The 12,871-nt window shown below is 71.6% G+C and carries 13 protein-coding genes and 1 tRNA gene; 7 read left to right on the top strand and 7 right to left on the bottom strand.

Annotated features, from left to right (window positions below; translation table 11 throughout):
• Window positions 1-33: 33 nt before the first annotated feature.
• Window positions 34-540: a DUF5956 family protein gene (locus AB0D66_RS27430; RefSeq protein ID WP_362308894.1), complete on the top strand. Its 507-nt coding sequence runs from the start codon at window positions 34-36 to the stop codon at window positions 538-540.
• 31 nt (window positions 541-571) lie between these two features.
• On the opposite strand, the gene AB0D66_RS27435 is transcribed toward AB0D66_RS27430, so the two are convergent.
• From AB0D66_RS27435 to AB0D66_RS27445, 3 genes are all read right to left on the bottom strand, one after another.
• On the bottom strand, window positions 572-2,086 hold the full coding sequence (locus AB0D66_RS27435; protein ID WP_362308897.1) for a SulP family inorganic anion transporter: 1,515 nt from the start codon (window positions 2,084-2,086) through the stop codon (window positions 572-574).
• A gap of 117 nt (window positions 2,087-2,203) precedes the next feature.
• Window positions 2,204-2,277 (bottom strand) — tRNA-Pro (locus tag AB0D66_RS27440).
• 124 nt (window positions 2,278-2,401) lie between these two features.
• Window positions 2,402-3,340 carry a metallophosphoesterase gene (locus tag AB0D66_RS27445; protein ID WP_362308900.1) on the bottom strand — a complete coding sequence of 313 codons (939 nt, stop codon included), beginning with the start codon at window positions 3,338-3,340 and terminating at the stop codon, window positions 2,402-2,404.
• 68 nt (window positions 3,341-3,408) lie between these two features.
• On the opposite strand from AB0D66_RS27445, the gene AB0D66_RS27450 reads away from it, so the two are divergent.
• The gene (locus tag AB0D66_RS27450; RefSeq protein WP_362308903.1) at window positions 3,409-3,870 is read left to right on the top strand and encodes a GatB/YqeY domain-containing protein; all 462 of its coding nucleotides are present in this window, start codon (window positions 3,409-3,411) and stop codon (window positions 3,868-3,870) included.
• Between the two features lie 85 nt (window positions 3,871-3,955).
• On the opposite strand, the gene AB0D66_RS27455 is transcribed toward AB0D66_RS27450, so the two are convergent.
• On the bottom strand, window positions 3,956-6,238 hold the full coding sequence (locus tag AB0D66_RS27455; protein ID WP_362308906.1) for a transglycosylase domain-containing protein: 2,283 nt from the start codon (window positions 6,236-6,238) through the stop codon (window positions 3,956-3,958).
• Between the two features lie 397 nt (window positions 6,239-6,635).
• On the opposite strand from AB0D66_RS27455, the gene AB0D66_RS27460 reads away from it, so the two are divergent.
• Window positions 6,636-6,986 (top strand): WhiB family transcriptional regulator, encoded by a 351-nt coding sequence (locus AB0D66_RS27460; protein ID WP_362309001.1) that lies wholly within the window; start codon window positions 6,636-6,638, stop codon window positions 6,984-6,986.
• 35 nt (window positions 6,987-7,021) lie between these two features.
• Here AB0D66_RS27460 and AB0D66_RS27465 read toward each other — a convergent pair whose 3' ends face one another.
• Both AB0D66_RS27465 and AB0D66_RS27470 read right to left on the bottom strand, forming a co-directional pair.
• Entirely contained in the window at window positions 7,022-8,272 is a 1,251-nt protein-coding gene (locus AB0D66_RS27465; RefSeq protein ID WP_362308909.1) for an ArsA family ATPase, read from the bottom strand.
• A complete protein-coding gene (locus AB0D66_RS27470; protein WP_362308912.1) occupies window positions 8,269-9,252 on the bottom strand; it encodes an ArsA-related P-loop ATPase in 984 nt (327 codons plus the stop codon). Before AB0D66_RS27470 ends, AB0D66_RS27465 begins: the two co-directional genes overlap by 4 nt.
• Window positions 9,253-9,305: 53 nt before the next feature.
• Here AB0D66_RS27470 and AB0D66_RS27475 point away from each other — a divergent pair, with 53 nt between their 5' ends.
• The 4 genes from AB0D66_RS27475 to AB0D66_RS27490 all read left to right on the top strand — a co-directional run bounded on the left by AB0D66_RS27475 (window position 9,306) and on the right by AB0D66_RS27490 (window position 11,935).
• Window positions 9,306-9,467: a DUF4177 domain-containing protein gene (locus tag AB0D66_RS27475; protein WP_007264966.1), complete on the top strand. Its 162-nt coding sequence runs from the start codon at window positions 9,306-9,308 to the stop codon at window positions 9,465-9,467.
• A complete protein-coding gene (locus AB0D66_RS27480) occupies window positions 9,464-9,937 on the top strand; it encodes a RidA family protein (protein WP_362308915.1) in 474 nt (157 codons plus the stop codon). Before AB0D66_RS27475 ends, AB0D66_RS27480 begins: the two co-directional genes overlap by 4 nt.
• A 253-nt stretch (window positions 9,938-10,190) precedes the next feature.
• Window positions 10,191-11,090, top strand: a complete 900-nt coding sequence (locus AB0D66_RS27485; RefSeq protein WP_362308918.1) for an NUDIX hydrolase — start codon at window positions 10,191-10,193, stop codon at window positions 11,088-11,090.
• Entirely contained in the window at window positions 11,087-11,935 is an 849-nt protein-coding gene (locus tag AB0D66_RS27490) for an MBL fold metallo-hydrolase (RefSeq protein ID WP_362308921.1), read from the top strand. The genes AB0D66_RS27485 and AB0D66_RS27490 overlap by 4 nt, the downstream gene beginning before the upstream one ends.
• Here the strand turns inward: AB0D66_RS27490 and AB0D66_RS27495 are convergent.
• Window positions 11,932-12,735, bottom strand: coding sequence for a nucleotidyltransferase domain-containing protein (locus AB0D66_RS27495; RefSeq protein WP_362308924.1), 804 nt, complete (start codon window positions 12,733-12,735; stop codon window positions 11,932-11,934). The two genes, AB0D66_RS27490 and AB0D66_RS27495, sit on opposite strands and share 4 nt — an antisense overlap.
• Window positions 12,736-12,871: the final 136 nt, after the last annotated feature.

The following is a 12,871-nucleotide window of genomic DNA, read 5'->3' on the forward strand; positions in this document are numbered from 1 at the left end:
GGTTCGCGGGGCCGCGCCGGATACCGTGCCCGCATGTCGTGGGACGAGGACGGAACACCGCACCCGCTCGCACTGCGCCGCGCCGGCCGCAGCGAACTGGAACCGGACCGGCTGCCCGAGGTCCGGGAGCTGGAGGTGCTCGGCTGGGAGCCCGCGCCCGAGGAACTGCGCTGGGCCTTCCTCCCGTACGTCTGGCCCCCGGCGGCCCGCACCTGGATCCCGGACCGCTCCACGCACTGGGCCGTGGAGACCTCGCTGGACGGCCACGGCCACATCACCGGGGTCGAGTGCGCCCCGCTCCCCGACACCGACCTGGACGGCCTCGGCGGGGAGACCGACACCACCCTCGCCGCCCTCGGCCTGCCGCCCCGCCCCCGCGGCCGCCTGTGGCTGCTCCGCCCGGTCGGCCCCTTCCCCACGCTGGCGGCGGTCCTCGCCCACCTCGACGCGGCGGCGGGGGCCCGGGGAACGGAGCCGGCGCCCTCCCCTGAGTTCCTCGCCCTGGTGCGCGCCGAACTCGCCGCGCTCCACGAGGAGTAGCGGACCGGGAGAACGGGAGTCCCGGGGCCGGTCAGTGCCCGGCGGAGAGCTCGCCGCTGAGCGTGCCGTGCAGGCGGGCGCTGGCCTCGTTCAGACCGGTGATCGTGACGGTCTTGCCCCGCTGGGCGTACCGGTGCTCGATCGCGTCCAGGGCGGCCACCGAGGACGCGTCCCAGACGTGGGTGCCGCTGAGGTCGATGACCACCCGTTCCGGGTCGCCGGCGTAGTCGAACTGCCCGACCAGGTCGTTGGCGGAGGCGAAGAACAGCTCGCCGGTCACCCGGTAGACGACCTGCCCGCCGTCCGGGTCGAGGACGGCCGTGACGCTCGTCAGGTGGGCGACCCGCTTCGCGAAGACGACCATCGCGGTGACGCAGCCCACGACCACGCCGACGGCCAGGTTGTGGCTGAGGACCACGCACACGACGGTGACGACCATGACGGTGATCTCGCCGGCGGGCATCCGCCTGAGGGTCTTCGGCGCGACGGAGTGCCAGTCGAAGGTCGCCAGGCAGACCATGACCATGACGGCGACGAGCGCCGCCATCGGGATGTCGGAGACGACCGGCCCGAAGACGATGCACAGCACCATCAGGAAGGCGCCCGCGAGGAAGGTCGACAGCCGGGTGCGGGCCCCGGACACCTTCACGTTGATCATCGTCTGGCCGATCATCGCGCAGCCGCCCATGCCGCCGAAGAACCCGGTGACGATGTTGGCGACGCCCTGGCCGATGGACTCCCGCGTCTTCGAGGACCGGGTGTCGGTGATCTCGTCGACCAGCTTCGCCGTCATCAGCGACTCCATCAGCCCGACGAGGGCCATGGCCAGCGCGTAGGGGGCGATGAGGGTCAGCGTGTCCAGGGTGAGCGGCACGTCCGGCAGGCCCGGCACCGGCAGCGCGGACGGCAGCGCGCCCTTGTCGCCGACGGTCGGTACGGCGATGCCCGCGGCCACGGTGATCGCGGTGAGGGCCGCGACGGAGACCAGCGGCGCCGGCACCGCCTTCGTGAGCTTCGGGAAGAACACCAGCAGCGCCAGCCCCGCCGCGAACAGCGGGTAGACGGCCCAGGGGACGCCGCGCATCTCGGACACCTGGGCCATGAAGACCAGGATGGAGAGGGAGTTGACGAAGCCCACCATCACCGAGCGCGGAATGAACCGCATCAGCTTCGCCACGCCCAGCGCGCCGAGCCCGATCTGGAAGACACCGGCCAGGATCACGGCCGCGACCAGGTAGCCCAGGCCGTGCTCCCGGTTCAGCGGAGCGATCACCAGGGCCACCGCGCCCGTGGCGGCGGAGATCATCGCGGGCCGGCCGCCCACGAGGGAGATCACCACGGCCATGGTGAACGAGGCGAACAGTCCGACCGCCGGATCCACCCCGGCGATGATCGAGAAGGAGATCGCCTCGGGGATCAGCGCGAGCGCGACCACCAGACCGGCGAGCACCTCGGTCCGGAACACCTTCGGCGAGAGCCAGACCGGCCGGGCCGGACGTCGCACGCCGGGCAGCCGGGCGGGCCCGGACGCGGGGGAAGAAGACACGGGGGCTCAGACCTCGGGCTCGGGTGCGCCCGGACCGGCGGACGGACGGGCGCGCGGAGACAACAGGAAGGGCCTGATCCGCAGTGCGGATCAGGCCCTTGACCTGGTCTTACGAAGTCGGGGTGGCGGGATTTGAACCCACGACCTCTTCGTCCCGAACGAAGCGCGCTGCCAAGCTGCGCTACACCCCGATCGTCACCCTCGCAGCGCTTGCTGCCCTGGCGACATCGATTACTTTAGCGGACCCTCGGCCGGAGACGAAATCCGGTTTTCACGCGGGGCCCGCCCGGCCGGGACGGACCCCGTGCCCAGCCGCTAGGCCTTCGGCGTCAGGGTGAGCAGCGTCGCTTCCGGCGGGCAGGCGAAGCGGACCGGGGTGAACCGGTTGGTGCCGCAGCCGGCCGAGACGTGGAGGTACGCGCGGTTGCCGCCCGCCTCGTGCGTGGACAGGCCCTTCACCCGGTCGGTGTCCAGGTCGCAGTTGGTGACGAGCGCCCCGTAGAAGGGGATGCACAGCTGCCCGCCGTGCGTGTGCCCGGCGAGGATCAGCGGGTACCGGTCGGCGGTGAAGGCCTCGAGGGTCCGCAGGTACGGGGCGTGCACCACGGCCATCGAGAAGTCCGCGTCCGGCTCCGGGCCGCCCGCGACCTGCTCGTAGCGGTCGCGCTTGATGTGCGGGTCGTCCAGCCCGGTGAAGGCCAGCTCCAGGCCCTCCAGCTTCAGCCGCGCCCGCGTGTTGGTGAGGTTCAGCCAGCCCGCCGCGTCGAAGGCGTCCCGCATCTCCTCCCAGGGGTTGTGGACGGCGCCGACGACCGGCTTGTTGCCGTTCAGCCCGTGCCGGCCCTGGGCCTTCTCGAGCAGGTAGCGGCCGGGATTGCGCAGCCGCGGCCCGTAGTAGTCGTTCGACCCGAAGACGTACACGCCCGGGAAGTCCATCAGGGGGCCCAGCGCATCGAGCACCTCCGGGACGCCCTCGGTGTCCGAGAGGTTGTCGCCGGTGTTGACCACGAAGTCGGGGCGCAGGCCCGCCAGGGACTGCAGCCAGGCGCGCTTCTTGCGCTGCCCGCCGACCATGTGGATGTCCGAGACCTGGAGCACGCGCAACGGCCGCATGCCCGGGGGGAGGACGGGCACCGTGACCCGGCGCAGCCGGAAGGACCGGGCTTCGAAACCGGCGGCATAGGCCACGCCCGCGGCCCCCACCGCGGCGATTCCGGCAGCTGCCTTCAGGGGGACTCCGTAACGCGCACGCATGGCCCCATCGTCGCAGACCCGGAAAACCCGCGGGCGCCGCCGCCCCCGCAGGTGGCAGACTCAGGTGCATGACCACGCTCAAGGCCAAGCTCCAGGAAGACCTCACGACCGCCATCAAGGCGCGCGACGAGCTGCACTCGTCCACGCTGCGGCTGACCCTCGCCGCCATCACCAAGGAGGAGGTCGCGGGCAAGGAGGCACGCGTCCTCTCCGACGAGGAAGTCCTCAAGGTGATCGCCAAGGAGGCGAAGAAGCGCCGCGAGGCGGCGGAGGCCTTCGGCCAGGGCGGCCGTCCCGAGCAGGCCGCCCGGGAGACCGCGGAGGGCGAGTTCCTCGACACCTACTTGCCCAAGCAGCTGACCGACGACGAGCTCGTCGCGATCGTGGCGCAGGCCGTCGAGGAGGCCAGGGCGGCGGGGGCCGAGGGGCCGCGGGCCATGGGCGCCGTCATGAAGCTCGTGAACCCGAAGGTCGCGGGACTCGCCGAGGGCGGGCGCGTCGCCGCCGTCGTCAAGCAGCAGCTCTCCTGAGCCGTCCGCGCCCGACGCGCGTACGCGCCGGACGCGACGAGAGGGGCCCTCAGCCGGATCCGGCTGAGGGCCCCTCTCCTTGCGCCTACTGGGTGTCGCGGCCGCCGATCACGCCCGGCGGGAGGGAGATCCCGGGGAACGGGTTCTCCGGGTTCCCGCCGCCGGTCGCACCGCCGTCGCCGCCGCCGGGGCGTCCGCCGGGCTTGTTGTCACCGCCGGGCTTGTTGGGCTTCCCGGGCTTGCTCGGGTTGGTGGCCGGGCGTCCGCCGTTGCTGCCGCCCGGGAGCACGGGTTCCGGGATGCTGACGGTGGTGAAGGTGGGGGACTCGCGGCCGGCCAGTGCGCCGGTGACCGCGTCCTTCCAGATCGGGCCGGGCAGCCCGCCGCCGAAGACCTTGTCGTAGTACCGGTCGCCGATCTCGATGTTCTCCATCGTGATCTTCTTGGCGCCGCCCGAGCCGACCCACACCGCGCCCGAGATGTTCGGGGTGTAGCCGACGAACCAGGCGTTGTACCGGGAGTCCGTCGTACCGGTCTTGCCCGCGCTGTCGCGGTCGGTCAGGCCGGCCCGCTCACCGGTACCGGAGTCGACCACTCCGCGCAGCAGGGTGTTGATGGTGTCGGCCGTCTCCGCTGCCATCGCCCGTTCGCACTTGGGCTTCGGCACGGCGAGCGCCTTGCCGTGGGCGTCGGTGATCGACTCGATGGCGACCGGCGTGCAGTGGACACCGCGGTTGGCGAAGGTCGCGTACGCGTTGGCCATCGTCAGCGGGGAGAGCTCCGCGGAGCCCAGCGCGATGGAGGGGGCCTCCACCAGCTTCTCGCCGTTGGCCGAGACCACGCCGAGCTTCTGCGTCATCTCCATGACCGGGCAGAGCCCGATCTCCGAGATCATCTGCACGAAGTAGGTGTTGATGGACTTCTCCATCGCCGTCCGCATCGCGTACGGACCGACCTCGTCCTCGGTCTCGTTCTCGGCCGTCTGCAGCTTGCCGTTCGAGAGCGGCAGGTTGAGCCAGCTGCTGCCGTCGCACTTCTGCACCGGGCTCGGGTAGTCCATCTTGTTCGGCGCCGGGTACACCTTGGTCGCCGGCATGCCCCGCTCTATGGCCGCGGCCGCGATGAAGGGCTTGAACGTGGAGCCGACCTGGAAGCCGAAGTTCGAGCCGCCCATCCGCTTGTCCACGGAGTAGTTGATCTGGGTCTCGTTCTTCCCGAAGCCGTACGGCTTGGACTGCCCCATCGCGAGCACCCGGCCGGTGCCCGGCTGGACCATGGTCACGGCGGTCGCGATCGAGTCGTCCTGGTTGACGTGGTCCTTGATCGACTCGTTGGCGGCGTCCTGCGACTGCGGGTCCAGGGTGGTGCGGACGGTCAGGCCGCCCTGGTTCCAGACCTTGGCCCGCTCCTCGCGCGTCTTGCCGAAGACCGCGTCGGTCAGGAAGCTGTTGCGGACGTAGTCGCAGAAGAAGCCCGCGCCCTTGACCGCGGTGATGCAGCCGTTCTTGGGCCGGGTCACCTTGAGCGTGACCGGCTTGGCCTTCGCCGCGTCCGCCTCGGCCTGCGAGACGTCCTTGATGTCGGCCATCCGCTGCAGGACGATGTTGCGGCGCTTCATCGCCTCCTGCGCGTCGTTCACCGGGTCGTACCGGCTGGGCGACTGGACGACGCCCGCGAGCAGCGCGGCCTCCTCCAGCGCCAGGTCCTTGGCCGGCTTGCTGAAGTAACGCTGGGCCGCGGATTCGATTCCGTACGCCTGCTGGCCGAAGTACGTGATGTTGAGGTAGTTCTCGAGGATCTTCTTCTTCCCGAGTTCCTCTTCGACCTGGATCGCGTACTTCAACTCGCGGATCTTGCGGCCGAGGCTCTTCTCCTGGGCCTCGCGCACCTTGGTCTCGTCGTCGCCGGCCTCTTCGACGAACACGTTCTTCACGTACTGCTGCGTCAGCGTGGAGGCGCCCTGTGCGGCGCCGCCTTCCTGCGCGTTGCGGTTGACCGCGCGCAGGATGCCCTTGAGGTCGACCGCGCCGTGCTCGTAGAAACGCGAGTCCTCGATGGCGACGATCGCCTTCTGCATGTACGGGGAGATCGCCGTGAGGGGGACCACCTGCCGGTCACGCGAATAGACAGTGGCGATCAAGCCACCTTCGGAGTCCAGAATCGTGGTCCGCTGGCTCAGCGGCGGAGTCTTGAGATTGGCCGGGATCTCATCGAATCCCTCGACCGTGCCCTTGGCCGCGAGTCCCAGGGCGCCTGCCGCCGGAATCGCCATGCCGGCCAGCACAACTCCGGAGAGAACGGACACCCCGAGGAACTTGGCGGCCTGCTGGCTCCCCGTGAGCCCGCCGCCCGAGCGCTTCTTTCCCATGGGGGGCAGCCTACGTTCTCATTCGCCGGACACGCGCGAATGCCTTGGCCTAAGCTGTCCTCAACTGTCACAGCACCGCGGTCCGACATCAACCCCTCGGCTTGATTTTCACCCTTCCCGAATGGGGTGGACTCATGTCCGAATCCCGCCGTCCGTGATCAGCGCACCCCACTGGCGACTCGGTGATTTCACCCGAATCGCCGGAATGGTCGGGCATGTCGTCCGATCACTCCGTCGGGTGATCTGCCGCTTACCCATAGTCCGTTCGGACCATTCAAGATTGGGCCCGTCGGGGGTGTTGCACTGTGCTCGCCTTCCGTAACGTCCTCAACTGGCAGCGGTGAATATGCCGCTGCCGCCGTGGGGGAGCCTCGATTCGGGAGAGGACGGCGCCGGGATGGGCTGGGTTACCGACTGGAGTGCGCAGGCAGCCTGCCGCACTACCGATCCGGATGAACTGTTCGTTCAAGGAGCGGCACAGAACAGGGCCAAGGCGGTGTGCACCGGATGTCCGGTGCGGACCGAGTGCCTGGCCGACGCGCTCGACAATCGTGTCGAGTTCGGAGTGTGGGGCGGAATGACCGAGCGGGAACGCCGCGCGCTGCTGCGCAGGCGTCCCACCGTCACCTCGTGGCGACGGCTGCTCGAGACCGCCCGCACGGAGTACGAGCGCAGTACGGGCATCCTCACCATGGATGCCGATGAGGAGATCGACGTTCCGTACGAGACGTACGCGGCAGTCGGGTAGACCCCCGGGCGCCACGTCGTACGAACGCCGGACGCCTATGCTCCGGCCGGAACCCCGGCCGCGAGTCGCTCTCCGATGGCCCGCAGCCCGGCGAGGTCGTGCACATCGCCGGGCAGGGCCGCCACTTCGGCCACCGCCACCTCGGGGTGCAGCGAGGTGAAGCGATCGCGTGTGCGCTGTTCGCGCGCGATCACCTGCATCCGTTCGGCGTGCAGCCGCAGCAGTCCTGCCGTGATCTCGTCCACGTCGGGGGCGGGGGAGCCGTCGTCGGCGGAGTCACGAAGTCCAGCTTTCCCGGGCTCCTGATCCACAATGCCGCCTTCTTCAAGATTCTCTGCGGCGGCCAGGGCCCGTTCGGCGGACAGCTGGTCGGCGCCGCTGCCGTGCACCCGGTTCAGCACCAGGCCGGCCAGCGGCATCTTCTCCGCGGCCAGCCGCTCCACGAAGTACGCCGCCTCGCGCAGGGCGTCCGGTTCGGGGGCCGCGACCACGAGGAAGGCCGTACCGGGAGCCTGGAGCAGCCGGAAGGTGGCGTCCGCACGCGTGCGGAAACCGCCGAACATGGTGTCCATCGCGGCCACGAAGGTCTGTACGTCCTTCAGCAGCGAGGCACCCATCAGCTTGCTCAGCGTGCCCGTCATCATCGACATGCCGACATTCAGGAACTTCATCCCGGCCCGGCCGCCCACCTTCGCCGGCGCCATCAGCACGCGGATGAACTTGCCGTCCAGGAAGGACCCGAGGCGCTTCGGCGCGTCGAGGAAGTCCAGAGCGGACCGGCTCGGCGGGGTGTCCACGATGATCAGGTCCCAGTCGTCCCGGGCCCGCAGCTGCCCCAGCTTCTCCATCGCCATGTACTCCTGCGTGCCCGCGAAGCCGGCCGACAGGGACTGGTAGAAGGGGTTGGCGAGGATGGCCTCGGCCCGCTCGCCGTCCGCGTGCGCCTCGACGATCTCGTCGAAGGTCCGCTTCATGTCCAGCATCATGGCGTGCAGTTCGCCGTCGTCCGCCGCGCCGGAGCCCACCCCGGTGACCTTGCGCGGGGTGTTGTCCAGCGAGTCGATCCCCATCGACTGCGCCAGCCGCCGCGCCGGGTCGATGGTGAGCACGACCGCCTTGCGCCCGCGCTCGGCCGCCCGCACGCCCAGGGCCGCGGCGGTGGTGGTCTTGCCGACCCCGCCCGCCCCGCAGCACACGATGATCCGGGTCCGCGGATCGTCCAGCAGACCGTCGACCGCCAGCCGCGGCGGAGTGTCCATGCCCACGGTGTCCACCCCCTCGCTCATTCGCCCACCGACTGCTTCCGCAGTTCCTTGGCCAGCTCGTAGAGCCCGGCCAGATCCATCCCCGCACCAAGCAGGGGCAGTTCGTACGTCGGCACGTCCAGCCCCGCCAGTACGGCGCGCTGCGCGCGCTCCAGCTCCACCCGGCTCGCGTGCTCGGAGGCCTGCGCGAGCAGCGGGTCCACCAGCCGCTCGGCCAGCCCGCCGCGGCGCGCGCCGCCGAGGCCCGCCCGGGACAGTGCCTGGGCCACCCCGGCCCGGTGCTCCTCGGCCGCGGCCCGCAGGGTGTCCTCGTCCAGGTGGTGCGGGCGCACCATGTTGACGACGACCCGGCCCACGGGCAGCCCGGCCCGGCGCAGCTCCTCGATGCCGTCCGCCGTCTCCTGGACGGGCATCTCCTCCAACAGGGTGACCAGGTGCACGGCCGTCTCCGGGGACTTGAGCACCTTCATGACGGCCTGGGCCTGGTTGTGGATCGGCCCGAACCGGGCCAGGCCCGCGACCTCGTCGTTGACGTTCAGGAACCGGGTGATCCGCCCGGTCGGCGGCGCGTCCATGACCACGTGGTCGTAGACGAACCGGCCCGCCTTGTCCTTGCGCCGCACCGCCTCGCACGCCTTGCCCGTCAGGAGCACGTCGCGCAGCCCCGGGGCGATGGTCGTCGCGAAGTCGATGGCGCCGAGCTTCTTGAGCGCACGGCCCGCGGAGCCGAGCTTGTAGAACATCTGGAGGTAGTCCAGAAGCGCCCGCTCGGCGTCGATGGCGAGGGCGAAGACCTCACCGGTGCCGCCGGGCGCGACGGCGATCTTCCGCTCCTCGTAGGGGAGCGCCTCCGTACCGAAGAGCTGTGCGATGCCCTGCCTGCCCTCGACCTCCACCAGAAGAGTCCGCTTGCCCTCGCGTGCGAGGGCGAGCGCGAGTGCCGCGGCGACCGTGGTCTTGCCGGTGCCGCCCTTGCCGCTGACCACCTGGAGCCTGCTCACAGCGTCCGAGCCTAATTCCTTCGCCCCGGACCGCAGGCACTACCCTCGCTCCCATGACCAAGAAGTTCGAATACGCGACGGTCCCGCTGCTGGTCCACGCCACCAAGCAGATCCTTGACACCTGGGGCGAGGACGGCTGGGAGCTCGTCCAGGTCGTGCCCGGGCCGAACAACCCCGAGCAGCTGGTGGCCTACCTCAAGCGGGAGAAGGCATGAGCGGCGTCGTCGAGGCGAAGCTCGCCGAACTGGGCCTGACCCTGCCGGAGGTCGTCCCGCCGCTGGCCACCTACCAGCCGGCCGTGCGCTCGGGCTCGTACGTGTTCACCTCGGGCCAGCTCCCGATGGTCAAGGGCAGCCTGCCGGTCACCGGCAAGGTCGGCGCGGAGGTCTCGGCGGAGCAGGCCAAGGAGCTGGCCGCCACGTGCGCGCTGAACGCCCTGGCCGCGGTCAAGTCGGTCATCGGTGACCTCGACAAGATCGCACGCGTCGTGAAGGTGGTCGGCTTCGTCGCCTCCGCCCCCGACTTCACGGCCCAGCCGGGCGTGCTGAACGGTGCGAGCGAGCTCCTGGGCGCCGTCCTCGGCGACAAGGGCGTCCACGCCCGCAGCGCGGTGGGCGTCGCGGTCCTCCCGCTGGACGCCCCGGTAGAGGTCGAGATCCAGGTCGAACTGGTCTCCTCTTCCTGACGCGTTCCTCGCACCACTCGGCCCTGGCGGGCCTCCTGGGCCGCTGCCCGCTGCGCCGGACTCCGTCCGTCGGCCCGCCGGGGCCACCGCGGCTGCCAGATCCGGCCCCGCCGGCGTGTGAGGCGCGGGGTCCGGGGCGGCACGCCGGCAGCGGCGCCGCAGCCGCATCACCGGAGCCGCCGCGCAGCGCTACGGCCGCGGCCGAAACCGGTCGGCCCTCGAACATCGGGCCGGATGGCCGTAGCATCCGGCCATGCCGAATGGTCAGCACGGTCAGCAGCAGCCCCCCGCCGGAGGCCAGTGGTACCCGCCGGAGTGGCCCGACCGCATCCGCGCGCTCGCGGACGGATCCCTCACCCCGGTGGACCCCAGACGCGCCGCCACCGTGATGCTGCTGCGCGACACCCCCGACGGCCCCGTCGTGCACATGCTGCGCCGCCGGGCCTCCATGGCCTTCGCCGGAGGCGCGTACGCCTACCCCGGCGGCGGGGTCGACCCGCGCGACGAGGACCACCAGGTCGGCTGGGCGGGCCCGAGCCAGGACGACTGGGCCCACCGCCTCGGCACGGACGCCCGTACCGCCCAGGCCATCGTCTGCGGCGCGGTGCGGGAGACCTTCGAGGAGGCGGGCGTACTGCTCGCCGGCGAGAGCCCCGGCACCGTCGTGGGCGACACCACCGGCGACGACTGGGAGGCCGACCGGCTGGCCCTCGTGGCGCGGGAGCTGTCCTTCGCGGAGTTCCTGGACCGCCGCGGCCTGCGGCTGCGGTCCGACCTGCTCGGCGCGTGGGCGCGCTGGATCACCCCCGAGTTCGAGCCGCGCCGCTACGACACCTGGTTCTTCGTCGCCGCACTCCCCGAGGGCCAGCGCACCCGCAACGCCTCCACCGAGGCCGACCGGACCGTCTGGATCCGCCCCGCCGACGCCGCCGACGGGTACGACAAGGGCGAGCTGCTGATGATGCCGCCCACGATCTCCACCCTGCGCTCCCTGGAGCCGTACGGGAGTGCCTCCGAGGCGCTCGCCGCGGCCGGGGCGCAGGACCTGACCCCCGTGCTGGCGCAGGCCGCGCTGGAGAGCGGCGAGCTGGTGCTCAGCTGGCCGGGCCACGACGAGTTCACCAAACGAGTGCGCCTCGGAGGCTCCTCATGACCGACGCCGCCGCACTGCCGGGCCAGCCCCGCGGAATCGTCACCTCAGGGCCCGCCACCGCCCGCGCGGTCAACATCCTGGCCCCCAACCCCTCCGCGATGACCCTGGACGGCACCAACACTTGGCTGCTCTCCGAGCCCGGGTCCACCGAGGCCGTGGTCGTCGACCCGGGCCCGCTGGACGAGGCGCACCTCCGGGCGGTCATCGACACCGCCGAGCAGGCCGGCAAGCGGATCGCGCTGACCCTGCTCACCCACGGCCACCCCGACCACGCCGAGGGCGCCGGCCGCTTCGCCGAGCTCACCGGCACCAAGGTCCGCGCCCTGGACCCGGCCCTGCGGCTGGGCGACGAGGGCCTGGCCGCCGGGGACGTGATCAGGACCGGCGGCCTGGAACTGCGCGTGGTCCCGACCCCCGGGCACACCAGCGACTCGCTCTGCTTCCACCTGCCGGCCGACCGTGCCGTCCTGACCGGCGACACCGTCCTCGGCCGGGGCACCACCGTCGTCGCGCACCCCGACGGCCGCCTGGGGGACTACCTGGACTCCCTGCGCCGCCTGCGCTCGCTCGCCGTCGACGACGGCGTGCACACCGTCCTGCCGGGCCACGGGCCGGTCCTGGACGACGCCCAGGGCGTCGTCGAGTTCTACCTGGCCCACCGCGCGCACCGGCTCGCCCAGGTCGAGACGGCCGTCGAGGACGGCTTCCTCACCCCGGAGGCGGTCGTCGCCCACGTCTACGCGGACGTGGACCGCTCCCTGTGGCCGGCCGCGGAGTGGTCCGTCAGGGCGCAGCTGGAGTACCTCAAGGACCACGGCCTGATCCCCGGCGGCCCCGAGCTCTAGGCCCTCGGGGTCTTCGTGCCGTGCCGGGCCGTGTACTCGTCCGGCAGCCACGGCCCGAGGTCCTCGATGTAGCTGCGCAGCAGGGCCGGGTCGGCGACCGGGTCCAGGGCCACCGCGGCCGCGGCCCGCATCTGGGCCGCGCGCTGCGGGTAGTACGTGCCGAAGACCTCCGCGGACTCGGCGAGGTCGCTGGTCCAGCCGCCCCACCGGGGCATGACCAGGGTGAATCCGGTGCGCACCAGGCGCCGCGCGAAGATCCGGCTCAGCTTCCGCTGCTCGTCCGGGGTCGAGGCCTCCCGCGCCCTGGTCCGCCACGCGGGCAGTACGTCGGCCAGGTCGCCGTTGGTCTCCCGGGCGAGCAGGCTGTCGGGGCGGTAGCGGGGCAGGTGCTCGGCCAGGTCGGCGCCGAGCAGCGGGGTGCACAGGCAGGCGAGGAACCAGCCCAGGTCGAATCGTTCCGCCTCGCTGAGCACCGTGGCCTTGTCCTGGAGCAGGATCCCGGCCCCGTCGATCTGCGCGAAGTCCTCGTCGAGGCCGAGCGCCAGCACGTCGGCGGCGTCCCGGTCCCGGTCGGCGGGCGCGCGGTGCAGGACGAGCAGCAGGTCGAGGTCGGAGCTTCCGGGCCGGGCCGTCCCGCGGGGCACGGAGCCGTACAGGTAGGCGCTGTGCAGCCGCCGTCCGTACGCCTCGCCGATCCGCTCCCGGGCGGCGGCGACGACGCCCCGGAACTCATCGGGCACCGTGCCGAGGGACCCCTCCCGCTCGAAGTACCCGTACGCGTCCAGGCCTCTGTGCTCCATGCCTCCACTGTGCAGGCTCGAGCCCCTCCGGTGTTCGAGGCGCGGGTGTTCGAGGCGGCGGGCGGCGGCGGCGTGGACGCCGCCCCGTGAACGCGGAAGGGCCCCGCCCCCTCGGGCAGGACCCCTCCGACAGCCG

The organism is Streptomyces sp. NPDC048270, assembly GCF_040652335.1.
In the GTDB taxonomy this organism is placed as follows: domain Bacteria; phylum Actinomycetota; class Actinomycetes; order Streptomycetales; family Streptomycetaceae; genus Streptomyces.